The organism is Acinetobacter sp. ABJ_C4_1 (genome assembly GCF_044538495.1).
Lineage (GTDB): Bacteria > Pseudomonadota > Gammaproteobacteria > Pseudomonadales > Moraxellaceae > Acinetobacter > Acinetobacter nosocomialis_A.
In genome coordinates this window covers 78,547-101,226 of the sequence record NZ_JBIUCQ010000011.1, presented here as the reverse complement: position 1 = coordinate 101,226, position 22,680 = coordinate 78,547, and the positions used below count along the sequence as shown (strand labels likewise).

22 protein-coding genes are annotated in these 22,680 nt (G+C 39.6%); 12 read left to right on the top strand and 10 right to left on the bottom strand.

Translation table 11 applies throughout. The features are described from left to right. Window positions 1–14: 14 nt before the first annotated feature. The 4 genes from ACIF8R_RS13630 to ACIF8R_RS13615 are packed head-to-tail and all read right to left on the bottom strand — an operon-like array spanning window position 15 to window position 3,223. Window positions 15–1,175 carry an acyl-CoA dehydrogenase family protein gene (locus tag ACIF8R_RS13630; protein WP_396481326.1) on the bottom strand — a complete coding sequence of 387 codons (1,161 nt, stop codon included), beginning with the start codon at window positions 1,173–1,175 and terminating at the stop codon, window positions 15–17. Then, on the bottom strand, window positions 1,172–1,900 hold the full coding sequence (locus ACIF8R_RS13625; protein WP_396481324.1) for a histidine phosphatase family protein: 729 nt from the start codon (window positions 1,898–1,900) through the stop codon (window positions 1,172–1,174). The genes ACIF8R_RS13630 and ACIF8R_RS13625 overlap by 4 nt, the downstream gene beginning before the upstream one ends. Then, window positions 1,893–2,237: a hypothetical protein gene (locus tag ACIF8R_RS13620; protein WP_396481322.1), complete on the bottom strand. Its 345-nt coding sequence runs from the start codon at window positions 2,235–2,237 to the stop codon at window positions 1,893–1,895. The genes ACIF8R_RS13625 and ACIF8R_RS13620 overlap by 8 nt, the downstream gene beginning before the upstream one ends. Next, window positions 2,234–3,223 (bottom strand): phosphotransferase family protein, encoded by a 990-nt coding sequence (locus ACIF8R_RS13615; RefSeq protein WP_000993273.1) that lies wholly within the window; start codon window positions 3,221–3,223, stop codon window positions 2,234–2,236. The genes ACIF8R_RS13620 and ACIF8R_RS13615 overlap by 4 nt, the downstream gene beginning before the upstream one ends. Before the next feature lie 235 nt (window positions 3,224–3,458). Between ACIF8R_RS13615 and ACIF8R_RS13610 the strand changes: the two genes are divergently transcribed. Then, window positions 3,459–4,265, top strand: a complete 807-nt coding sequence (locus tag ACIF8R_RS13610) for a type 1 glutamine amidotransferase domain-containing protein (protein WP_396481320.1) — start codon at window positions 3,459–3,461, stop codon at window positions 4,263–4,265. Between the two features lie 199 nt (window positions 4,266–4,464). Then, complete coding sequence (locus ACIF8R_RS13605; protein ID WP_396481318.1) at window positions 4,465–5,508, top strand: acetoacetate decarboxylase; 1,044 nt, start codon at window positions 4,465–4,467, stop codon at window positions 5,506–5,508. 179 nt (window positions 5,509–5,687) lie between these two features. On the opposite strand, the gene ACIF8R_RS13600 is transcribed toward ACIF8R_RS13605, so the two are convergent. The 3 genes from ACIF8R_RS13600 to ACIF8R_RS13590 form a co-directional block, all read right to left on the bottom strand. Further along, window positions 5,688–6,341: a hypothetical protein gene (locus ACIF8R_RS13600; protein WP_396481316.1), complete on the bottom strand. Its 654-nt coding sequence runs from the start codon at window positions 6,339–6,341 to the stop codon at window positions 5,688–5,690. A 68-nt stretch (window positions 6,342–6,409) separates the two neighbouring features. Then, entirely contained in the window at window positions 6,410–7,930 is a 1,521-nt protein-coding gene (locus tag ACIF8R_RS13595; protein ID WP_396481314.1) for a catalase, read from the bottom strand. Window positions 7,931–8,006: 76 nt separating this feature from the next. Continuing rightward, window positions 8,007–8,837 carry an alpha/beta fold hydrolase gene (locus ACIF8R_RS13590; RefSeq protein ID WP_396481312.1) on the bottom strand — a complete coding sequence of 277 codons (831 nt, stop codon included), beginning with the start codon at window positions 8,835–8,837 and terminating at the stop codon, window positions 8,007–8,009. Between the two features lie 422 nt (window positions 8,838–9,259). Between ACIF8R_RS13590 and ACIF8R_RS13585 the strand changes: the two genes are divergently transcribed. The 3 genes from ACIF8R_RS13585 to ACIF8R_RS13575 all read left to right on the top strand — a co-directional run bounded on the left by ACIF8R_RS13585 (window position 9,260) and on the right by ACIF8R_RS13575 (window position 12,718). Then, complete coding sequence (locus ACIF8R_RS13585) at window positions 9,260–10,153, top strand: acetoacetate decarboxylase family protein (protein ID WP_396481310.1); 894 nt, start codon at window positions 9,260–9,262, stop codon at window positions 10,151–10,153. A 49-nt stretch (window positions 10,154–10,202) separates the two neighbouring features. After that, a complete protein-coding gene (locus ACIF8R_RS13580) occupies window positions 10,203–11,648 on the top strand; it encodes a coniferyl aldehyde dehydrogenase (RefSeq protein WP_396481308.1) in 1,446 nt (481 codons plus the stop codon). Window positions 11,649–11,731: 83 nt separating this feature from the next. Continuing rightward, window positions 11,732–12,718, top strand: a complete 987-nt coding sequence (locus ACIF8R_RS13575; protein ID WP_396481307.1) for an NAD(P)H-quinone oxidoreductase — start codon at window positions 11,732–11,734, stop codon at window positions 12,716–12,718. Window positions 12,719–12,779: 61 nt separating this feature from the next. Here ACIF8R_RS13575 and ACIF8R_RS13570 read toward each other — a convergent pair whose 3' ends face one another. Further along, window positions 12,780–13,574: a TorF family putative porin gene (locus ACIF8R_RS13570; protein ID WP_396481305.1), complete on the bottom strand. Its 795-nt coding sequence runs from the start codon at window positions 13,572–13,574 to the stop codon at window positions 12,780–12,782. Window positions 13,575–13,655: 81 nt separating this feature from the next. Further along, window positions 13,656–14,570, bottom strand: coding sequence for a LysR substrate-binding domain-containing protein (locus ACIF8R_RS13565; RefSeq protein ID WP_396481303.1), 915 nt, complete (start codon window positions 14,568–14,570; stop codon window positions 13,656–13,658). Window positions 14,571–14,670: 100 nt separating this feature from the next. Here ACIF8R_RS13565 and ACIF8R_RS13560 point away from each other — a divergent pair, with 100 nt between their 5' ends. The 7 genes from ACIF8R_RS13560 to pcaD all read left to right on the top strand — a co-directional run bounded on the left by ACIF8R_RS13560 (window position 14,671) and on the right by pcaD (window position 21,104). Continuing rightward, window positions 14,671–15,777, top strand: a complete 1,107-nt coding sequence (locus ACIF8R_RS13560; RefSeq protein WP_396481301.1) for a muconate/chloromuconate family cycloisomerase — start codon at window positions 14,671–14,673, stop codon at window positions 15,775–15,777. A 23-nt stretch (window positions 15,778–15,800) separates the two neighbouring features. Next, the gene (gene catC, locus ACIF8R_RS13555; RefSeq protein ID WP_396481299.1) at window positions 15,801–16,091 is read left to right on the top strand and encodes a muconolactone Delta-isomerase; all 291 of its coding nucleotides are present in this window, start codon (window positions 15,801–15,803) and stop codon (window positions 16,089–16,091) included. A 157-nt stretch (window positions 16,092–16,248) separates the two neighbouring features. Continuing rightward, window positions 16,249–17,169 (top strand): catechol 1,2-dioxygenase, encoded by a 921-nt coding sequence (catA, locus tag ACIF8R_RS13550; RefSeq protein ID WP_001081620.1) that lies wholly within the window; start codon window positions 16,249–16,251, stop codon window positions 17,167–17,169. A 134-nt stretch (window positions 17,170–17,303) separates the two neighbouring features. Beyond that, window positions 17,304–17,975 (top strand): 3-oxoacid CoA-transferase subunit A, encoded by a 672-nt coding sequence (locus ACIF8R_RS13545; protein WP_396481297.1) that lies wholly within the window; start codon window positions 17,304–17,306, stop codon window positions 17,973–17,975. A gap of 18 nt (window positions 17,976–17,993) precedes the next feature. Beyond that, complete coding sequence (locus ACIF8R_RS13540) at window positions 17,994–18,647, top strand: 3-oxoacid CoA-transferase subunit B (RefSeq protein WP_004792076.1); 654 nt, start codon at window positions 17,994–17,996, stop codon at window positions 18,645–18,647. A gap of 453 nt (window positions 18,648–19,100) precedes the next feature. Further along, window positions 19,101–20,315, top strand: a complete 1,215-nt coding sequence (gene pcaF / locus ACIF8R_RS13535; protein WP_396481295.1) for a 3-oxoadipyl-CoA thiolase — start codon at window positions 19,101–19,103, stop codon at window positions 20,313–20,315. Window positions 20,316–20,324: 9 nt separating this feature from the next. Then, window positions 20,325–21,104 (top strand): 3-oxoadipate enol-lactonase, encoded by a 780-nt coding sequence (gene pcaD, locus ACIF8R_RS13530; protein ID WP_396481293.1) that lies wholly within the window; start codon window positions 20,325–20,327, stop codon window positions 21,102–21,104. A gap of 56 nt (window positions 21,105–21,160) precedes the next feature. Here pcaD and ACIF8R_RS13525 read toward each other — a convergent pair whose 3' ends face one another. After that, a complete protein-coding gene (locus ACIF8R_RS13525) occupies window positions 21,161–22,648 on the bottom strand; it encodes an NAD-dependent phenylacetaldehyde dehydrogenase (protein ID WP_396481291.1) in 1,488 nt (495 codons plus the stop codon). Window positions 22,649–22,680 lie beyond the last annotated feature (32 nt).

Here is a 22,680-nt window from a genome sequence, read left to right as displayed (position 1 = left end):
TCTTATCCCTACTATTACAACTGCTTCCCTAATAGTTTTTTGGCTATGCTCATGCGGTGAACTTCATTCGCGCCATCATAAATTCTAAAACCACGTGCATCTTTAAAAATCTTGCAAACCACTGATTCATCCGTCATGACCTGTCCACCTAAAATCTGAACTGATCGGTCCACCACACGCCAGATACCTTCAGAGCTGATCACTTTAACTAGGCTCGACTCATAATTTCCTTTCTCACCTAAATCTAAAACCTGTGCACAATAGTGAACGGCTAATCGAGTTGTTAAAATATCCATTTCATTGTCGGCAAGCATAAAACCAACGCCTTGATGGTCTCCTAATCTCTTGCCAAAAGATTGGCGTTCTCGCGCATATTGAGTAGCAATATCATGTGCTCTCCTTGCTTGCCCCAACCATCTCATACAATGTGTTAAACGTGCTGGTGCAAGGCGAACTTGAGCATATTTAAAGCCTTTACCAATTTCACCCAACACATTTTCTTTAGGTATACGTAAATTCTCAAAGCGTAAAATGCCGTGGCCACCTGAAAAGCATGAGTCCATAGCATTCATATTTTTTTCTAATATAAAGCCTTCAACATTGGTGTCTGTTAGAAACATTGAAGCGGAACCATCTTCCATTTTTGCCATAATAATCGCAACGCTAGCTCCATCGGCTCCTGTAATTAACCATTTACGGCCATTAATAATATAGTCATCGCCATCTTCAATTGCTGTTGTTTGAAGCATGGATGGATCTGAGCCAGCACCCGGTGCCGGTTCCGTCATGGCAAAGCACGATCTAATTTCTCCAGCTACCAATTTTTTTAGCCATCTTTCTTTTTGTGCATCGTTTGCGACAGCATCTAAAAGATGAATATTTCCTTCATCTGGTGCATGAATATTTAAAGCGATTGGACCTAAAGCAGAATATCCTGCTTCTTCGAAAGCCACAGCCTTTTGAAGATGCGACCATCCAAGCCCTCCCATTTCTTGACTTGCATGGGGAGTTAGCAACCCCCAACGACGCGCGCGACTCACTAACTCTTGGCGTAAAGCTTCGCTAGGCCCGTGGCTATCTTGACGAGGATCACTTTCTAATGGAATCACCTCTTGTTGAATAAATTCTCTAACTTTCTGTTGTAGTTCTAATAATTCATTAGATAGTGTAATCATAAGCTGAGTTCCTTTAATTTAAAGCCTTGAGTCGCGATATAAGTTTCATACACATCATCCATAGCGCTATTAAATAGCTCATTTTTAATCAGATTGTACGGCGTGAAATTTTGAAGCTTGATTCGTTTGCTTATTACCTTTTGATTTTCAATCGTTAGATCAAGAATATTTAAGCAGCCATAATCTTGTTCCTGCGAATAGACATCTTTGAAGTCATGTCCATATACCCAATTAATGAGTATTCGATTTACAATATCGTGTGAAGAAATCAGGATATTTTGGTCTTTGTCTACTGTTAAAATCATGTTTTCGAACCATGTCAGTACACGAGTAATAAAGAGCGACCAACTTTCGCCTTGTACAAATAATTCAAGATTATTTTTATGGAACTGATAGGCCTTTTTAATTTCCAGTTCAGCACGATCCAATGAAATTTCTCTTAAACGTCCTGCTCTTATTTCTCGAATATCATCGAATGAGTGAATTTCTTTATGCTCATTTTGATAGCGCTTCAAAATTTCGGCTGTCTGAATCGAACGTGGCATGGTAGATGAGTAAATTTTTTCAAAATTAACATCTTGTAATTGATGAGCCAGTTGTTGTATTTGCTCTATTCCTCGTTCGGATAACTGTGCAAACTTAGGGTTAATCGGGTTCTTATCTGCATCAAAATATGAAACGTGCCCATGCCGAACTAAATAAATTCGTAGTCGATATTTATCCATGTTGAGCTGCCTTTGGTTCAGTAATTTTTAAGTCTTCCGAATTAAGAGCTTTTAATATCTCAAATGTTTGATCCGATTGTTTACCTTCACGAATATCGCTAATAAGCAATTGAATTGCCTCATCAACATCTTTGATTGGGAAAGAAAAATAATCTTGCACAATGCCTGAACGATGCAATGTAGAAATATCCTTTTGCAAAATATAAGCCTGCAAAATTTCCAAGCTTCTCATGAGCATTAACAAGTTATATTTCTGACTGTCCGATTGCGGTAAAAGCTCATTCTTAATGACGGCTTGGCTGGCTTTAATCAGGTCAATTATCTTTTGCTCACTCATTCTTTTTCTCCCAATATTTCCAAGATATTTTTTTCAAGTCGGGGAACTAAAAATTCCGTTAGGGCTAATTCGAGTGATGGAGTATCCATTTCGTTATTTCGGTCAGACTGCTGCATCGCAATAATTGCCCATCGAACATGAGACAGCACATGCCAAAACTTCATTTCAAATTCAGGGATATAAATATCGGAAATCTCAGCGTAAGCTTTCGCAAAGTCCTTATATGAACCGATTCCCCCCGCTATATTTTCATCTTGACCAAAACGCCAACATTTAGAGGTAAACCATCCTAAGTCTTCTCTTCGATCGCCCCATTGAGTAAATTCCCAATCTAAAATTCCTGAAATTTGATCGCCATTAATCATGATGTTACCAATGCGGTAATCACCATGGACTAAGACCAAATCATCGACTTTTGGAAGATTGTTAAACATCCATTGAATAGCGTACTCAAGGATTGGACGTTGTCTTTTTAAGTGATCCAGTTGTTCTAGAAAAACTGTAAGCTTTTTTTCTAAATATTGATCTTTATCTGGCTTAGGAAGTAGTTTCTCTAATACTTCATCTGATTGAATGGCATGAATTAAAGCAAGTTGCCTACCAATGTCTTGAGTAATCTTTTTACGTTTTTCTTCTTCTGTAATTCGAACTAATTTATGGCCTTCTGTAACACCATCAATTTTTTTCATAATGAAGAAATCACTGTTTAAAAAGTTAGGTGACTTCTCGAAATAAAGTGGCTCTGGCACTTTAATGCCAAAGTGATATAACCGATCTAAAAGTAAAAATTCCTGCTCCCGATCTGAACTAGCCTCTACACTAGATTCAGCATTTTTACGCAGTACTAATGCAAAATCTTCAGATTGAACTAGCCAATTTTCTTGGATAGCTCCGCCACTCATTTTTTTTAACTGAATTTCATGAGGGATTAGCCCTAGATTCTGCTGCAATATTCCGCTCAATTGCAGTATATGATTCGCATTCATTATTTACTCCTTGTAGCTAATCCGATTGGAGCAAATTACATGCCATTATTTTTATATTTAAATTCAATAACTTAAAAATCAGCTATCGTTTCAAATATGAAATTTATTTCATATTTGAAATTTCTTATTCTGGAACTCATCATCTTGCCATTTATCGGCGATTTTTGAAAAAACCTTGACCTTAAACCTTACTTTAAGCATAGGATGCTCAATAGGTAAACATGAGGAGCCTACAATGCCTAAAGTTTGGAGTTTTCAGCGTTGGTTCATTGCCATTTTTATGGCTTTTTTAACAGTAAGCTATGCAAATGCATCTGATCAAGTACAAAATCAAGAAACGGCTAAAAGCAAAGGTAAAATTTTAGTCGTCATGACAAATCATTCAGCCTATCCGACTCGTTCAGATAAAACTGGCTTATGGCTTACTGAATTAACTCATTTTTATGATGTCGCTAAAGCTGCTGGCTATGACATGGATTTTGTCAGTCCTCAAGGTGGAGTTGTACCACTTGATGAACGTAGTATGAAGCCTATTTACGTTGATAAATCAGCTCGAAAACTTTTAGCTGATCGTCAGTTTATGTATCGCTTAAACCACACTTTGGCACCAAGCAGTATCGATCCAACACGCTATAAAGCAATTTATTATACGGGTGGACATGGAACAATGTGGGACTTCCCAGATAATAAAGAACTAAAAAATATTAGTGAAAGCATTTATCGCCAAGGTGGTATCGTTTCAGCGGTTTGTCATGGTGTGGGAGGCTTATTACCGTTGGTAGGTGAAGATGGTAAACCACTCATTTCAGGTAGAACTGTTACTGGGTTCGCGAATAAAGAAGAAACTTTATCTGGAATAAAATCTCAAGTTCCATTTTCCTTACAAAATAGCTTAATTAACCATGGCGCTAAATATAAGCAAGGCTTTCTTCCATTTACTTCATATGTAGTATCGGATGACAGAATCATTACTGGACAAAACCCTCAATCTAGTAAAGAAATTGCCGAAGCTGTTGTTAAACGCTTAAGTACTCTTAAATAATTATTAAAATAGTTTGAAAAAAGAGAACCAGAATTTTATATTCTGGCTCTCTTTTTTAATGCATAAAAAATCATATATTTTATTTTTTTAATATTCTAATTTTATTTTTAATAAAATTTAAAATAATGATAAAAATGCTTGACCTTAAACCTTACTTTAATCTTAGCATTAATACATGGTCTATAGGAGGAACATATCAATGTTCAACAAGCTTAATCTCCCTCAAACAGTTACTGCGTTATCCGTAAGTTTATTATTGAGTTTTTCAGCTCAAGCGGTTGAGACTAACTCAAGTTCTGTACAACAACCATCAAACTCAAGCACTTCACAGGAAACAACTGTTGTAGAGTTTGGGCCTTATAAAGTTAATGTTCCAAAAGGTGGCTATTACGATCGTTTTCGTATGAACCCGAATCTAGACGAAGTTGCAAAAGATCCTGCAGCTGGAAATATTGATTATTTCCGTACCATCCCCAAAAAACTTGTAGATACTAGAGTGGGTAAAGTATGGTCTCCGAATTTTTATTACCGTACTAGCAATATCCAACTCTTGATGCTTGCTCCGATTTCTAAAGTAAAAGCAAAACTCCCTGCTCCACTTGAACCATTACAACCTATCCCAGGCTATGGTTTGGTTTCATTAACATTCTTCTCTTATGCAGTCGGTGATGTCGACCCATATGATGAAGTTTCGGTTGCTGTGGTTGTACGCCAACCTGGTGCTCATCACTTCAATACCACAGAATTATTGAGCTCAATGCGTAACCATAAATATTATGGGCATGTACTCGCATTACCAGTAAATACAGAAATTGCTCGTGTTCGCGGTGTGTATGGTTACCAATTACCAAAATGGTTAACACCTATTGATATGAAAATTGGTGATAAATCAGTTCAAGCTCATATTTATAATACTGATGGTAAACCTGATTTAAGTGTAGCTGCACCATTGCCAGAAATTAAAACTGTTAAACCACAATCTCATATTGAAACAAAAACCATGTATCAATTGGTAGATGGGAAATGGCACAGCACTTCAGTAGAGTCTAATACTTTGGCATTTGGACAAAAGCTTTTTCCAAAGAACGTTCAAGTTGTAAAAAGTGGTGGACCGCTGAGTAAATTACTTGATGAACTAGGAGCTAATAAAGTTCTACGTTTTGATGTAGTGAAAGATGCACAATTGGCATTAAATATGCCTGTTCCATATCCATCACTTGATAAATCGTCAGCTAAAAAATAATTTTAAAGAGCCCTTTCTACTTATTATGAGAAGAAAGGGCTACGATTATTTCTGCCATATATAATAATTTTTTATATTTCAGTTTATTTATAAAAATTCTTTTTAATAAAATATAAAACTCTAGTTACTTTAAATATATTATCTGGAAACAATAAAGTTCTATTCTCTTTAAAAAAATGTTAGTTAAACCGAATTTTTGAAGATGAATTTTGAGTTAATGTACCAAAATCTAAATCTAATAAAGGTATGGCTGTTTCAGGTAAAGCTAAAGCCTCTTTATAAGCGGTCTTTGCTTGAGGTGTTAAATATAAATGATTAAGTTTCTCATCGCTTTTAAAACCAATTGGAAATTGATAATGAAATTTCAAAGGTTTTTCAATATTAAAAGTAAAAATTGGTAATTGTAAGTTACTCTTATCTTTACCATATGTTGCATCTGCTAAAACATATTGATGAACATAATCAATTGCAAAATTAGAAAGCGTTAAACTCTTCAAACTTCCATCTTCTGCAATACGTGAATATACCATCACCGTACCTTTTGCTCGTCCCAGTAAAATTTTCATCTTGGAGCCAATCACAATACTGCTCACAGGATAGTTAAATTTAGTTGGGTTTCCACCAATATTCGGTTCATCAATAGCTGTAGCAGTACCTTTGGCCTCAGCTTTAATCCCTAATCGCTCCCAAAAATCTCGTCTTAGCGTTTCTGGAAATGTATGTATTGAATCTGATTTGGTAAGACCCACAGGAATGGTCAGCCCTGCTTGTACATTACTTGTGAAGAATAATGATTGAATACCAAGGCTGAGTGCAAATATTAATTTTTTCATTCAATGCTACAAAATAGTGAAGTACATAAAGCTATTATTTACATAGCCTTATGTACTGTTTTAAAGATTTAAATAAAACTTGGTAAACCACGTGCAGGGTCAGTTTCTCTAGCTGCTTGAGCATTTTCAACTGTCAAACCAAGCGCCTTAGCCACACCTTCGCCATAAGCTGGATGACATGCGTAACAGTTACGAATGTGGCGATATTTAATGAAATCAAGAGCATCGCCCATTGCGCGTGCAGTATTATCAAATAAAGCCTGTTGTTGCTCAGGAGTCATAAGTTCAAACAAAGCACGAGGTTGACTGAAATAATCGTTGTCATCTTCACGATAGTTCCAGAAATCAGCATCCCCATTAATTTTTAACGGTGGTTCTTTGTACTGAGGCTGCTCTTGCCATTGTCCAAAACTATTTGGCTCGTAATGTGGAAGACCACCATAATTGGCATCGATGCGTCCTTGACCGTCACGGTGATTACTATGAACTGGGCAACGCGCTGCATTTACAGGTATTTGCTGATAGTTCACACCTAAACGATAACGCTGAGCATCAGCATAGTTAAATAAACGGGCTTGCAGCATGCGGTCTGGTGAAGCGCTAATGCCTGGAACCAGATTACTTGGTGCAAAAGCAGATTGTTCAACATCTAAGAAGAAATTTTCAGGGTTTCGATTCAGCTCGAACTCACCAACCTCAATTAATGGATAATCTCCATGAGGCCAGACTTTTGTTAAATCAAATGGATGATATGGAACCTTTTCAGCATCTTGCTCAGGCATTACCTGTACATACAAAGTCCACTTAGGGAAATCTTTTCTTTCAATCGCATCGAATAAGTCACGTTGATGACTTTCGCGATCATGACCCACTAATTCACCAGCTTCAGCATCTGTTAAGTTTTTAATTCCCTGTTGGGTCCGGAAGTGAAATTTCACCCAGAAACGTTCATTTGCACTATTGATGAAACTATAAGTATGGCTACTAAAACCGTGCATATGACGATAAGAAGCAGGAATACCACGATCAGACATGACAATAGTGACCTGATGTAAAGCTTCAGGTAATAAAGTCCAGAAATCCCAGTTATTCGTTGCGCTACGTAAGTTAGTTTTAGGATCACGTTTTACTGCTTTATTTAAATCTGGAAATTTACGTGGATCACGTAAGAAGAACACTGGTGTATTGTTACCCACCATGTCCCAGTTACCTTCCTCTGTATAAAACTTTAAAGCAAAACCGCGTATATCTCGTTCTGCATCTGCTGCTCCACGCTCACCAGCTACTGTGGTAAATCGGGCAAACATTTCCGTTTTTTTACCAATTTTGCTAAAGATTTTAGCGCGAGTATATTGAGTAATATCATGAGTAACAGTGAAAGTACCAAATGCACCTGAACCTTTTGCATGCATACGACGTTCTGGAATTACTTCACGAACAAAGTTAGCTAATTTCTCGTTTAGCCATAGGTCTTGAGCAAGTAGAGGCCCTCTTGCACCTGCCGTCATACTATTTTGGTTGTCTACAACTGGAGCCCCAAAATCAGTAGTAAGTTGGGAAAAAGGACATTTTTTAGTATCGTCATTCATTAATATGCACCCGAAAAAAGAATCAATCGAATCAATATAAAAAGGGCAGTCAATTTTGGCTGCCCTTTTTTTAAACTTAACTTCTAATAAATGCTAAAAGATCTTTATTAATTGTTTCTGCTTCTGTAGTTGGCATTCCGTGAGGGAATCCTGGATAACTAATCAAAGTACCGTTTTTAACGAGTTCGGCAGATTTTTTACCAGAAATTTCAAAAGGTACCACCTGATCATCTTCACCATGCAAAATAAGAACTGGAACTTCGATCTTTTTGAGAGCTTCAGTAAAATCTGTTTGAGAGAAAGCAACAATTCCGTCGTAATGAGCTTTTGCTCCGCCCATCATGCCCTGACGCCACCAATTTAACACCACAGGCTCTGATACTTTCGCTCCTGGGCGGTTATATCCATAGAATGGACCTGCTGGTACGTCATGATAAAATTGTGAACGATTTTTAAAAAGTTGATTTTGAAGGTCATCAAAAACTTCTTTTGGTAAACCATCTGGATTACTTTCCGTTTTTACCATGAGTGGAGGAACGGCACTAATTAAAACAGCTTTAGCTACAGGGTCATTAGGATAACGAGCAACATAATGCGCTACTTCACCACCACCTGTTGAATGCCCTACATGTACCGCGCCTTGTACACCTAAATGCTCAACCACAGCAGCAACGTCATCTGCATAATGGTCCATATCATGACCATCCCAGACTTGAGTTGAACGACCATGACCACGGCGGTCGTGAGCAACTACACGAAAACCTTCTTTAAGGAAAAAAAGCATCTGCGCATCCCAGTCATCTGAACTGAGCGGCCAACCATGGTGGAAGAAAATTACAGGAGCATCGCGAGGGCCCCAATCTTTATAAAAAATATCTACGCCGTCTTTTGTTGTGACATATCCCATTTTTGTTTCTCCTGTGTAAAAGTTACACTATCGATTTACTGTATATGCTCTAATTAATTCGTAATAAGTACATATAAAATTTTCAATCCTACCCTCATGGATAGTCATAACATAGTAAGGTTAAAGTTCACTTGAAGGTCAATAGATTTTAGTAAAAACAACGTTTAAAAAGTGTAAAAAAATAATTTCTACAATACTAAAAACTAAGGATTTTCTTTAGATCATTTAGAAGTTAATCGGCTCTATCTATTCTTATCAAAAGTTATTTTAAATTCGTTACAACCAGTTTTTAATTCTTAGAAAAATAGCATATTGACATTCAAGTGAACTTTAAACTTATAGTAAACCTACAGGCAGAAAGTTGATATTTGCTTTTAAAGATTATCAGCTACTCAGTCGATCAATTTAAAGGTTAACCAATTATGAATACAAATAAAGCGTTCACTGAAGTTGAATTTGGACAACAGAAAGTTAAAGTTCCAAAAGGTGGTTATTATGACCGCTTTAGAATGAATCCTGATTTAGATGAAGTTGCAAAAGATCCTGCAGCTGGAAATATTGATTTTTTCCGTAGCATTCCTAAAAAATTAGTTGAATCAAGAGTTGGACCTGTCTGGGCTCCCAACTTTTATTATCGTAGCGGCAATGTGCAAGTTTTGATGCTTGCTCCAATTAAGCTGTTAAAGAAAAAATTACCTTCACCTCTAGTACCCTTGGAAGCTTTCCCAGGTTATGGACTAGTTGCGCTCACCTTTTTCACTTATACAGTTTGTGATAATGATCCATACAATGAATCGTCTGTCGCTATTGTCGTGCGTAAACCTAAAGCTCATGGTCCGCATGCTTTAGAGCTGATTAACTCGATTCGTAAACGTCACTTTTATGCGCATGTATTAGCTTTACCTGTCGACACTGAAATAGCACGTGTACGTGGCGTATATGGTTATCAACTTCCAAAATGGCTAGCTGAAATTGATGTAAAGATTGATAAGAAAAAAGTTGAAGCAACACTTTCAACTTACAACAAATTAGATATCAGCCTAACAACCGCAACTCCGTCATTAAAAAGAGTTAAGTCTGAATCCCGCATGGGTAAAGCCACGATGTTGCATTTAGTCGATAACGAGTGGCATCAAACTCTAGTGCAAACCAATGTTCTCTCGTTTGGTGAAAAACTTTTCCCGCGCAAGATACAAGTGACACGCCATGGCGGCCATGTGAGCCAGCTTCTAGATCAGTTGGGCGCATCTACTATTCTTCGTCTCGATGTTATTGAAGATGCTCAGGTCGTATTAAATCTACCGACTAAACTTTAATCATCAGTCAGTTAGCTTAGGATCGTTAAGCTATGTTTTGAGGTTTAAGATGAATACTCTCAATGAAGTAAGCAGCACTTTAAATGCATCAGAGATACTCTCTCTACAACGCAAAGCTTTTTTGAAAGCTGAACCACCAACACTTCAACAGCGTAAAGCAAATCTTGCAAAGCTTCGTGCTGCTGTCATTGAATATCGTAGTGAATTACAAGTTGCTGCAAGTGAAGATTTTGGACACCGTTCATATCATGAAACAGATGTCATGGAACTTGTGGGTATTGTTCAGTCCATCGATTATTTAACGCGTAATTTACGCCGTTTCATGAAGCCAGAAAAGCGTCATGTCAGCTTATTTTATCGCTCGGCTAGTGCTCATATAGAATATCAGCCTAAAGGGGTTATTGGGGTCATGGCTCCTTGGAACTACCCTATTTCTCTTACGCTTATTCCTCTTGCTACAGCGATTGCTGCCGGTAACAGAGCAATGCTTAAACCATCGGAACTCACCCCTCGAACAAGTGAAGTGATCTCACGCATGCTTGCGGCGAACTTTTCTATAGAAGAAGTTGCGGTTGTTTTAGGTGGACCTGAAGTTGGTGCTGAATTTAGTGCACTGCCTTTCGACCATCTATTGTTTACAGGAAGCACACCTGTAGGCCGTAAAGTCATGAAAGCAGCAAGTGATAACCTCGTTCCGCTCACTCTTGAATTAGGTGGTAAAAGTCCAGCTATTGTAGGTCGAGGCCACGTAAATTCGAGAACCATGACCAGTATTGCCTATGGAAAATTATCCAATGGTGGGCAAACATGTGTTGCTCCAGATTATGCTCTTGTTCATGAAGATGATTTAGAAGCATTTATTGAAGAATACAATGCCACAGTCTCTCGGTTCTATCCAAACGGGCCAGATTGTGATGATTACACTTCAATTGTCAATGAACGTCATTATGCTCGTTTACAAGGCTTACTTGATAATGCAGAACAAAATGGCGCACGAATCATTGAACTAGGAATCAAACCTGAATCGGCAAAGAATCGCACTCGTACTCTTGTTCCAACACTTGTTGTAGGAGCAAAAGATGATGATGCAATTATGAGAGAAGAAATCTTTGGCCCAATTCTACCCGTTCGTACCTACCGTGATATTGATGAAGTGATTAACTACATCAATGAACGAGACCGCCCACTCGCCTTATATTATTTTGGTGAAAAAGATGCTAATTGCAAAAAACTGCTACGCCGTACCACTTCAGGTAACGTTGGTATTAACAATACTTTAATTCATGTGGCACAAGACGATCTACCGTTTGGTGGCATCGGCCCAAGTGGTATGGGTGCTTATCACGGAATTGAAGGTTTTCGTTCTATGAGCCATGCAAAAGGTGTCTTTGATCAGGGCCGCTGGAATTTTCCAAGCTTCTTACATGCTCCTTTTGGAAAATTCATGGAATTAGCACTTGCCATTACTTTGGGTAAGAAAAAAGCTAAATCTTAATTATTTCTCATCCTAAGCGGGATTGAGCATTAAGTCTAAATTCCGCTTATTTAACAAACAATACCGAATAAGGAAACAACTTTATGAAATGTATCACTTTTAATGGTGCTGGCGGCCCTGAAGTTATTACAGTTAGTGAAAGACCTATGCCTGAATTAACAGATGATGGGATATTAATTGAAGTTGTTGCAGCAGGTATTAACGGTCCAGATGTAATGCAACGAAAAGGTTTGTATGCACCACCGCCTGGTGTGACAGACATTCCTGGATTAGAAGTTTCCGGAGTTGTTAAACAAGTAGGCAAGCAAGTCACTAAGTTTAAAGCTGGAGATGAAGTCTGTGCGCTAGTTCCGGGTGGTGGCTATGCTGAATATGTAGTTGCCCATCAAGACAATGTACTCTTTATTCCTGAAGGTCTGACATTAATTGAAGGTGGAATTTTACTAGAAACCTTCATGACAGTTTGGTCACACCTTTTCCAACATGCAAAATTCCGCCCAAACAGTTCAATTTTAATACATGGTGGTACTTCAGGAATTGGTACTACCGCAACGATGTTAACTCGAGCTTTTGGAGCAACCCAAATTTTTACAACAGTTTCGAGCAAAGACCATCAAGAAGCGAGTTTAAAAATTGGTGCTGATGTAGCCATAAATTATAATGAAGATGACTTTGTTGAAGTTGTAAAAAAACATACTGATGGTAAAGGTGTGGATTTTGTCTTGGATATTATTGCCGGAGATTACATCCAGCGAAATTATGAAGTCGCGGCAATGAACGGCACAATATTGCAAATAGGTGTGCTTAAAGGGCTAGCTGACAAAGTCAATATTTTTCCGATGCTTGCTAAACGCCTAACTCATACAGGCGCTACCCTACGCTCTCAATCTGCAGAAGCTAAAGCTGAAGTCATGGCAGCACTGCAAGAAAAGGTATGGCCTTTAATTTCAAAAGGACAGATAAAACCGTTATTGTATAAAACATTCGATCTTGAAGAAGCACGCCAAGCTCATGAGTTCCTTGATCAAGGGCAACATGTAGGTAAATTAGCTTTAATCATCAAGAAATAAAAACTGAAAATAAAAGTAAGACCGGTATTAACTGGTCTTATTTTTACTTAATCAATTTAACTTAGAACACCTTTTTTACAGACACTGTAAAAGTCGAATCGATCGGATTTGAAACAGGTGCGCCTGCTTCACCATTGCTATACTTTTTATAATAAGCATTTTTATCCCATGCCTTGGTATAGGCTAGTCCTGTACTCCAACCATCACCTAAATCTTTTATGAGTTCGGCTTTAACATCCTGAAAGTTCGACTCTGAAAAGTTTTTGATTCTTTCATAGCCATAATGGGCACCAAAAGTCCATGTGTCATTAATAGGCTGGGTAAAGTTAAGATCTAAATAACTTGAACCTCTCGACCTTTTACCAGCAGGTCCACCCATGGTTTTGGAGTTATAACCGGCATAGTCTGGTGTGTAAGTCACAAAGTATTTGAGGCTTAAAGGACCATAGCCAATTTGGGGTACGATTTCACCATAGTTATAACTGCTACTCCCTGTTTCTGGTGTACTTTTCGCGCCTGGGTAATAGTAGTAAAAAACCGACATCCCAATTGAAAATTTATCGATTGTTTTTAAATAACCTGTATAAAAATCCCATTCAACTGAAGCATCCCGCAGATATTTGGAACTTACACTTGATGCCCAAGTCCCTACAAAAAAACCATTAGGATTAATATAATCTAGGCCACCTTGTAAGGCTGGTTTACCCCATGTTTGTTGGAAACCACGTGAAATATATTGACTAGCAAAAGTAACATTTGCGCTATATGGAGAAGTTTTTTCTTGTTCTTTTAATTGTTCTGCATGTACAACACTAGTAGACATAATAAGTGAAGCTAAACCTAAAATTTTTCTCATTCAATAATTCCTTTTACATATTACCTATAGGTTTAAAGTTTTAAAATAACATGAAATATCCAGTTTAAGAACCTTAAAAGTTTATAAATTCAAGTTTCTAGACACATCTTCTTCGCTATAAATCTCTTCAATACAATCTAAAATTTTGGGAATATAAGAACTTTGATCCATGTTTCGCATGGATAGAGAAATAGGACTATAGGCTTCTAAGTCCAAGATATTTAAGTAAGTTAGATTCTTCATACCAATATCACAGGCACTTTCCGGAATAATACATATTCCTTCCCCAGATGCCACTAATCCCAGTGCCATATGAATTTCTCGGACTTCTGTCAGTTTGGCTGGAACTAGACCTAATTTGGTAAATAAAGCTTGAATAGTGGTCGAGAAATTCGGTTTAGGTGTGGTTGGATAAGAAAAAATGGTCTCATTAATAATTTGAGATAAATAAATTCCTGAATCTTGAAATTCACTTAATGGATGCTTTTTATGAATCGCGAGTTTTAATTTTTCTTTGCGAAGTAAAAGCCTTTTAATGGCAGGGTCACTGATTGGTAATCGGCCAAAACCTAAATCGATTTTACCTAACTTTAAAGCCTCGACCTGATCACGTGTACCACACTCAATAAGTTCGACATGAATGTCAGGATTTTTCTGCCTAAATAGATAAATGACTTGTGGTAAACGCCCATACAGAAGTGAGCTGACGTAACCAACTTTGACAATGTTCTCTACCAGCTTCATTTTTTTAGCCATGGAAGCAGCTTGAGCCGTATGCGTCAAAATTTGAACGGCATGTTGGTAAAAAAACAGCCCTGCTTCTGTGGCTTTTAATGGACGAGAGCCTTTTTCGAATAAATCGATCCCTAATTCTTCTTCTAGTTTTTTGATTTGGCGTGTTAAAGGTGGCTGAGCAATAAAAAGCTTTTCTGCGGCTTTCGTCAGACTCTGTTCTTCAACAACGGTAACAAAATAACGTAGATGTCTTAATTCCATTAATATACCTTTTTAGTATCTTAAAATACCGTTCTATATCTATTTTAGGCTATTACATTCTTCTATGGTATACAAACAAGTTCGTAATAGTTGAAACTTCATGTATAGAACCATAGAAACCATACTTGTGGATATTCCAACTATCCGTCCTCACCAGTTGTCTGTGACTACTATGCGTACCCAGACTTTGGTACTCGTTAAAATTACGACCACGGATGGTATTGTCGGTTGGGGTGAAGCCACCACCATTGGTGGGCTGAACTATGGTGAAGAAAGTCCTGAGAGTGTCAAAGCCAATATTGATACCTACTTTGCACCATTACTGACATCAGTTAAAGATTTAAATGTTGCACAAACACTAAAACTGATTCGTAAAAATATTAATGGTAACCGCTTTGCCAAGTGTGCCATTCAGACTGCCCTACTTGATATTCAGGCCAAACGTTTAGGTGTGCCATTAAGCGAAGTTTTAGGTGGACGTCTGCGTAATAGTTTACCTGTGCTTTGGACGCTTGCGTCTGGTGACACGGAAAAAGATATTACTGAAGCTCGCAAAATGATTGAGCTAAAGCGCCACAATACGTTCAAACTTAAAATTGGTGCGCGTCCTTTACAGCAAGATGTTGACCATGTGATTGCGATTAAAAAAGCATTAGGTGGTGATGTGAGTGTACGTGTAGATGTAAACCGTGCATGGTCAGAACTTGAATGTATTCATGGTATTCAACAGCTACAAGATGGTGGAATCGATTTAATTGAGCAGCCATGTGCAATTCAAAATACCGAAGCACTTGCTCGCCTCACCCATCGTTTTGATGTAGCCATTATGGCGGATGAAGCTTTAACTGGACCTGACAGTGCGTACCGTATTGCAAAAAATCATGGTGCAGATGTATTTGCCGTCAAGATTGAACAATCTGGTGGCCTGATTGAAGCATGTGAAGTTGGCAAAATTGCTGGGTTAGCTGGTATCGACCTATATGGCGGCACTATGCTTGAAGGACCTGTAGGTAGCATTGCTTCTGCTCATGCATTTGCAACTTTTGAAACGTTAGCATTCGGTACTGAATTATTTGGTCCGTTATTACTGACCGAAGAAATTTTGAAAGAGCCGCTACGTTACGAAAACTTTGAATTGCATTTGCCAACGGCTCCAGGCTTAGGCATTGAAATTGATGAAGATAAAGTCGAGAAATTACGTCGTTAAGGCAACAGGATAAGGAGTTTCCCATGTTATTTCATGTACGTATGGATGTGCATATTCCACTTGATATGCCAACCGACAAAGCAAATGAAATTAAGGCCGTTGAAAAAGCTTATTCGCAAGAATTACAGCGTCAAGGTAAATGGCGTCATATCTGGCGAGTTACAGGCCAGTACTCAAACATCAGTATTTTTGATGTCGAGAGCAATGAAGAGTTACACAATATTTTACAGGGTTTACCTCTCTATCCTTACATGGACATCGAAGTGATGGCGCTTAATCGTCACCCGTCTTCTGTTCGTGATGATGATTCGTAAACCAAAAGAATTTTTTAAATGTGATCTCTGAAGTCCATTTAACCAAGCAGATTATTCAGAAGGTAACAAGGAACGTGGCGGCACTTATTCGCTAGCAAAACAGAATGCCCGCAGCGCTGCCACCCAAAACCGTATTGCATACTTAAGGAGTTTTAGTATGAACCGTCAACAAATTGATGCGCTTGTAAAACAAATGAATGTCGACACTGCAAAAGGCGAAGTTGATGCACGTGTTCAACAAATTGTAGTGCGCCTTCTCGGGGATTTATTTCAAGCCATCGAAGACTTAGACATCCAACCTTCAGAAGTATGGAAAGGTCTGGAATATTTCACAGACGCAGGCCAAGCAAACGAACTTGGACTTTTAGCAGCTGGCTTAGGTTTAGAGCACTATCTTGATTTACGCGCAGATGAAGCTGATGCAAAAGCTGGCGTTACTGGTGGCACACCTCGTACCATTGAAGGCCCACTTTATGTAGCTGGCGCGCCTGAATCTGTTGGTTTTGCGCGTATGGATGATGGTACTGAATCTGGCAAAATCGATACCTTAATTATTGAAGGTACGGTGACTGATACTGATGGCAATATCATTGAAAATGCCAAAGTTGAAGTATGGCATGCCAACAGTTTGGGTAACTACTCATTCTTTGATAAGTCTCAATCTGACTTCAACTTACGCCGTAGTATTTTGACTGATGCTGATGGTAAATATGTTGCATTAACCACGATGCCTGTAGGTTATGGTTGCCCTCCTGAAGGTACAACTCAAGCCCTTCTTAACAAGTTAGGCCGTCATGGTAACCGTCCATCTCACGTTCACTACTTCGTTTCTGCACCGGGTTACCGCAAGCTGACTACTCAATTCAACATTGAGGGTGATGAGTATTTATGGGACGACTTTGCCTTCGCAACTCGTGACGGTTTAGTGGCAACAGCAGTTGATGTAACTGACCCTGCTGAAATTCAACGCCGTGGTTTAGATCACGCTTTCAAACACATCACATTTAACATTGAACTTGTTAAAGATGCCGCTGCTGCTCCTTCAACTGAAGTTGAACGTCGTCGCGCTAGCGCTTAATTGAAAGTGTATGTGAGTTAAAAGTTCGCTTTTGACTCACAAAATTTATTCCATTTATTACTACCCTTAAGAATTTCAATAAATTTTTAGCGGTAGTAATACATCACGTTACCTCATGCTCTAAGGTTTCTCACATGATTGACAAAAGTAAGTCCTCTCTAAGCGAGGTACTATCGCAGATTAAAGATGGTGCAACCATTCTGATTGGTGGTTTTGGTACCGCAGGACAACCCGCTGAACTCATTGACGGTCTTATTGAACTCGGTGTTAAAGGTTTAACCATTGTGAGTAATAACGCCGGTAATGGCGATTATGGTCTGGCGAAACTGCTTAAAGCTGGTTCTGTTAAAAAAGTGATTTGCTCTTTCCCACGTCAAGCAGACTCTTATGTGTTTGATGAATTGTACCGTGCCGGAAAGGTCGAGCTTGAAGTGGTTCCACAAGGTAATCTGGCTTGTCGTATTCAGGCAGCTGGTATGGGACTTGGAGCCGTGTTTACACCAACAGGCTTTGGAACACTTTTAGCTGAAGGCAAAGAAACCCGCCAGATCGATGGTAAAGACTATGTACTTGAGTATCCGATTAAGGCTGACTTTGCCTTGATTAAAGCTTACAAGGGCGATCGCTGGGGCAATCTGGTTTACCGTAAATCTGCACGTAACTTTGGTCCGATTATGGCTATGGCTGCTGATGTCACCATAGCTCAGGTTTCTGAAGTGGTTGAGCTAGGTGGATTAGATCCAGAGCACATCATTACCCCAGGTATCTTTGTACAGCACGTTGTACAAGTAGCGCCAGCACAGTAAGCAATAAGGAGAAATAACATGAGCTACCAGAAACTCAGCCGTGACCAGATTGCAAAACGTGTGGCACAAGACATTCCAGATGGTGCCTATGTGAACTTGGGTATTGGTTTACCAACCAAGATTGCAAGCTATTTACCTAACGACAAAGATATTTTTCTTCATTCTGAAAATGGCCTGTTGGCATTTGGCCCACCACCAGCGGCAGGTGAAGAAGACCCTGAACTGATCAATGCAGGTAAAGAGTTTGTGACCATGCTTGAAGGCGGCAGCTTTTTCCACCATGGTGACTCATTTGCGATGATGCGTGGTGGTCACCTGGATATTGCTGTACTTGGAGCCTTTCAGGTGGCTGCGAATGGTGACTTGGCGAACTGGCACACGGGTGCACCGGATGCGATTCCTGCGGTTGGTGGTGCGATGGATTTGGCTGTAGGTGCTAAAAAAGTATTTATCACCACAGATCATGTGACCAAGCAAGGTGAGCCGAAGATTGTGGCTGAGCTGACTTATCCGGTAACGGGTAAACACTGTGTTGACCGTATTTACACTGACCTGTGTGTGATTGATGTGACCAAAGATGGTTTGAAGGTGATTGAGAAAGTGGAAGGTCTCAGCTTTGATGAGTTACAGGCTTTGACTGGTGCAACTTTGATTGATGCGACTCAAGGGTAAGGTTTACGCAACTTCAGATTACGAGTTAAAGCAAAAGTTTTGAATGAAGCGGTTACGAAAATGTATTCGCTATCGTGACAGGCGACATGGATGTCGCCCGTTGGACAGGGAGGCAAGGAAGCCTCCTCTGTTCAACAAAGGTTTTTGTTACTTTTGACCTTTCAAAAGTAAGGTATCGCTTATGCAACAGACCTACGGATATCACAGTAGATTACAGCCGTGATGTTATCCGTTGATATGAAAATTTATAAATCATCACAACGGGGTCTTATCTGTTTAAGCCAGATGTCACCAGCTAATTCGTGTCACTTTTTTAAAAAAGTAACCAAAAACCTTTGTTACTCAGACACAACTTCCCTGTTGTGCTGAGCAACGAGGCGACATCCATGTCGCCATCGCGAAATACTTACGGAGAATGGCTAAAAAGGCCTGAAGTAAAGGACAAAAGTTAGAATGAAAAACGCTTATATCATCGATGCCATCCGTACTCCATTCGGCCGTTATGCCGGTGGCCTTGCACCTATCCGTGCCGATGACCTTGGCGCTGTGCCGATTAAAGCCCTCATGCAGCGTAACCCAAATGTAGATTGGGAACACGTCGATGATGTGATCTATGGCTGTGCCAACCAAGCCGGTGAAGATAACCGTAATGTCGGTCGTATGTCGGCACTACTTGCTGGTTTACCGTATCAGGTGCCGGCAACCACCATTAACCGTTTGTGCGGTTCTTCACTCGATGCCATTGCCATTGCTGCCCGTGCCATTAAAGCCGGTGAAGCAAACTTGGTGATTGCAGGTGGTGTAGAAAGCATGAGCCGTGCACCCTATGTGATGGGTAAGTCTGACAGTGCTTTTGGCCGTAGCCAGAAGATTGAAGACACTACCATGGGATGGCGTTTCATTAACCCTAAACTTAAAGAATTGTATGGTGTAGACACCATGCCTCAGACTGCCGAAAACGTGGCTGAACAGTTTAACGTTAATCGTGCAGATCAGGACCAGTTTGCCTTGGTGAGCCAACAACGCACCGCAAGCGCGCAAGCCAAAGGCTTTTTTTCTAAAGAAATCGTGGCAGTTGAAATCCCTCAACGTAAGGGTGATGCTGTTGTGATTGATACCGATGAACATCCACGTGCATCAACCACGCTTGAAGCTTTAAGCAAACTTAAACCTGTTGTCAAAGCAGATGGTTCTGTGACTGCAGGCAATGCTTCAGGCATTAACGATGGTGCAGCAGCTCTACTGATTGCTTCTGATGAGGCACTTCAAGCTTATAACCTCAAACCGCGTGCCAAGATCATTGCTTCAACAGCAGTCGGTGTAGAACCACGCATTATGGGTTTTGCTCCTGCACCAGCGATTAAAAAACTACTTAAACAAGCCAATCTGACTTTAGATCAGATGGATGTGATTGAGCTCAATGAAGCCTTTGCTGCACAGGCTTTGGCAGTGACCCGTGATTTAGGTTTACCAGACAACTCTGACAAGGTAAATCCAAACGGTGGTGCCATTGCTTTGGGTCATCCACTTGGTGCATCAGGCGCACGTCTTGTGACCACAGCCCTAAACCAGCTTGAGCAAACAGGTGGTCGTTATGCCTTGTGTTCAATGTGTATTGGTGTCGGCCAAGGTATTGCATTGATTATTGAACGTGTTGAAGCACTTTAAGGAGAAAAAATGCCATCTTTTCAATCTGCCGATGCACAAATTAACTATCAAACCTTTGGTGAGCCATCTTCCCCTGCTCTGGTGTTTTCCAACTCTTTGGGCACCAATTATGGTATGTGGCAAAAACAGTTTAATGAGCTAAAAGATCAATTTTTTGTGATCTGCTATGACACGCGTGGTCACGGTTCATCTTCTACACCTAATGGTCCATACACTGTAGAGCAATTAGGCGAAGATGTTGTCCGTTTACTGGATCAGTTGAATATTAGTAAAGCTGCTTTTTGCGGTATTTCAATGGGTGGTTTAACAGGTCAATGGCTGGCGATTCACTACCCTAACCGTTTTAGTCATGTCATTGTGGCAAATACTGCTGCTAAAATTGGACAAGAACAAGCATGGCTTGACCGTGCAAAATTAGTACGTGAGCAAGGTTTACAGCCAATCGCAGCCACAGCAGCTTCGCGATGGTTTACAGATCCCTTTATCCAAAGTCATGCTTCAATTGTCAACAACCTGTGTAACGACTTAAGTGCTGGCAGCGCAATGGGTTATGCCAATTGTTGTGAGGCTTTGGCTAAAGCGGATGTCCGTGAGCAGTTAAACGACATCAAAATACCTGTATTGGTGATTGCTGGAACTCAAGACCCAGTAACGACTGTTGCAGATGGTGAATTTATGCAGCAACGCATTCCACAATCAAAACTTGCAGAAATAGATGCCTCTCATATTTCTAATGTCGAGCAACCAGAAGCTTTTAATAAAATCCTAAAGGATTTTTTATTAGGTTAATTTAATGATTCAAAAAAATGGCCTATAGAGGCCATTTTTTTATATCTCGTAGAATCTTAATACCGAATCATGACCGATTTTAATTCGGTGTAATCTTCAATAAATGCATCTGAAAACTCTCTGCCAATTCCTGAAGCTTTCACCCCACCAAATGGAACTGATGGGTCTAAGAACGTATGCATATTGACCCACAAGGTCCCTGCTTCAATCTTAGGAATTAATCGCAAAGCTTTAGATAAGTCATTTGTCCAAATACTTGCGGTTAAACCAAAGCGGGACTGATTCATCAGTTGAACGAGTTCTTCATCAGTTTCGAATGGCATTACCCCGACCACTGGACCAAAAGTTTCCTCTGAAAATAAAGGATCATCCGTATTTTTAAAGGAAATTAAAGTTGGCTGTACAAAATATCCTATCTGATCTAGAGCCTCACCCCCAGCAATAATCTGGTTGTTGGCTTTAGCCATATCTAAATAATGTTTCACTTTATTAAAATGTGGCTGATTAGAGAGTGGACCAAACATACTTCCCTCATCCATAGCCGATCCAATTTTGAACTGCGAGAGTGCTTTAGAGAGTTTCTCGACAAGTTCATCATATTTTGTATGGTGTACAAAAAACCGCTCTGGCGATGCACAAACTTGACCTTGATGTACAAAAGTTGCTTGCAGCAAAGTCGGTAAAATCTCATCAATATTTGCATCGGCCAAAACAGCTATGGCATTTTTACCGCCCAGCTCTAGACTTACACGGGTTAAATCACTGCTCATCGCGAGTTTACCAATCGCAATACCTGTTGGTACCGAACCCGTAAACGAGACTTTCTTAACCAGCGGCGACTCAATTAGATATTGCCCTGTATCGCCCTTACCTGTAACCACATTAATTACACCAGCCGGAATACCTGCCTCAATGGCAAGTTCGGCTAAACGTAATAAAGATAAGCTGGCAAACTCACTTGGTTTAAGCACAATGGTACAGCCAGTGGTTAAAGCTGAACCGATTTTCCAAACACCAATCATGAGTGAGAAATTCCAAGGCACAATTCCTGCAACCACACCAATCGGTTGTCTTAAAGTAAAGGCCGTATATTTCTCACCTTGCATAGAAGGAATAGAGGGTTGCATGGTTTGGCCATTAATTTTTGTTGCCCAACCCGCAAAGTATCTTAAGAAAATAACGGATTGTGCAACTTCAAGATGACGGGAAATATTGATAAGCTTTCCTGTAGACAACGTCTCGAGCTGTGCAAGTTCTTCACCATATTGCTCAATTAAATCGGCTAGCTTGTTCAGTTTAACGCCACGTTCATACGGCGTCGTTTCAGCCCAAGCATTTTGAAAAGCATGTTCAGCACTTTTTACCGCACTATCTACATCTTGTTGACTACCAATACTAATTTGAGCAACAACTTGTTCAGTCGATGGATTCACAATATCCACTTTATCTAAATGCTCGGCAGCAACTAATTTTCCATCAATAAAATGTCCATGTTGACGTGCCATAAATTGCTGTACGCTTTCTAAAATCTGAACTTCACTCATTTTCTTTTCCTCTTTTCATTTCTAAACTTTTG

Bases quoted from the DNA above. Each gene is read 5' to 3' on its own strand.
- ACIF8R_RS13630 (WP_396481326.1), bottom strand. From the start codon at position 1,175: ATGATTACACTATCTAATGAATTATTAGAACTACAACAGAAAGTTAGA.
- ACIF8R_RS13625 (WP_396481324.1), bottom strand. From the start codon at position 1,900: ATGGATAAATATCGACTACGAATTTATTTAGTTCGGCATGGGCACGTT.
- ACIF8R_RS13620 (WP_396481322.1), bottom strand. From the start codon at position 2,237: ATGAGTGAGCAAAAGATAATTGACCTGATTAAAGCCAGCCAAGCCGTC.
- ACIF8R_RS13615 (WP_000993273.1), bottom strand. From the start codon at position 3,223: ATGAATGCGAATCATATACTGCAATTGAGCGGAATATTGCAGCAGAAT.
- ACIF8R_RS13610 (WP_396481320.1), top strand. From the start codon at position 3,459: ATGCCTAAAGTTTGGAGTTTTCAGCGTTGGTTCATTGCCATTTTTATG.
- ACIF8R_RS13605 (WP_396481318.1), top strand. From the start codon at position 4,465: ATGTTCAACAAGCTTAATCTCCCTCAAACAGTTACTGCGTTATCCGTA.
- ACIF8R_RS13600 (WP_396481316.1), bottom strand. From the start codon at position 6,341: ATGAAAAAATTAATATTTGCACTCAGCCTTGGTATTCAATCATTATTC.
- ACIF8R_RS13595 (WP_396481314.1), bottom strand. From the start codon at position 7,930: ATGAATGACGATACTAAAAAATGTCCTTTTTCCCAACTTACTACTGAT.
- ACIF8R_RS13590 (WP_396481312.1), bottom strand. From the start codon at position 8,837: ATGGGATATGTCACAACAAAAGACGGCGTAGATATTTTTTATAAAGAT.
- ACIF8R_RS13585 (WP_396481310.1), top strand. From the start codon at position 9,260: ATGAATACAAATAAAGCGTTCACTGAAGTTGAATTTGGACAACAGAAA.
- ACIF8R_RS13580 (WP_396481308.1), top strand. From the start codon at position 10,203: ATGAATACTCTCAATGAAGTAAGCAGCACTTTAAATGCATCAGAGATA.
- ACIF8R_RS13575 (WP_396481307.1), top strand. From the start codon at position 11,732: ATGAAATGTATCACTTTTAATGGTGCTGGCGGCCCTGAAGTTATTACA.
- ACIF8R_RS13570 (WP_396481305.1), bottom strand. From the start codon at position 13,574: ATGAGAAAAATTTTAGGTTTAGCTTCACTTATTATGTCTACTAGTGTT.
- ACIF8R_RS13565 (WP_396481303.1), bottom strand. From the start codon at position 14,570: ATGGAATTAAGACATCTACGTTATTTTGTTACCGTTGTTGAAGAACAG.
- ACIF8R_RS13560 (WP_396481301.1), top strand. From the start codon at position 14,671: ATGTATAGAACCATAGAAACCATACTTGTGGATATTCCAACTATCCGT.
- catC (WP_396481299.1), top strand. From the start codon at position 15,801: ATGTTATTTCATGTACGTATGGATGTGCATATTCCACTTGATATGCCA.
- catA (WP_001081620.1), top strand. From the start codon at position 16,249: ATGAACCGTCAACAAATTGATGCGCTTGTAAAACAAATGAATGTCGAC.
- ACIF8R_RS13545 (WP_396481297.1), top strand. From the start codon at position 17,304: ATGATTGACAAAAGTAAGTCCTCTCTAAGCGAGGTACTATCGCAGATT.
- ACIF8R_RS13540 (WP_004792076.1), top strand. From the start codon at position 17,994: ATGAGCTACCAGAAACTCAGCCGTGACCAGATTGCAAAACGTGTGGCA.
- pcaF (WP_396481295.1), top strand. From the start codon at position 19,101: ATGAAAAACGCTTATATCATCGATGCCATCCGTACTCCATTCGGCCGT.
- pcaD (WP_396481293.1), top strand. From the start codon at position 20,325: ATGCCATCTTTTCAATCTGCCGATGCACAAATTAACTATCAAACCTTT.
- ACIF8R_RS13525 (WP_396481291.1), bottom strand. From the start codon at position 22,648: ATGAGTGAAGTTCAGATTTTAGAAAGCGTACAGCAATTTATGGCACGT.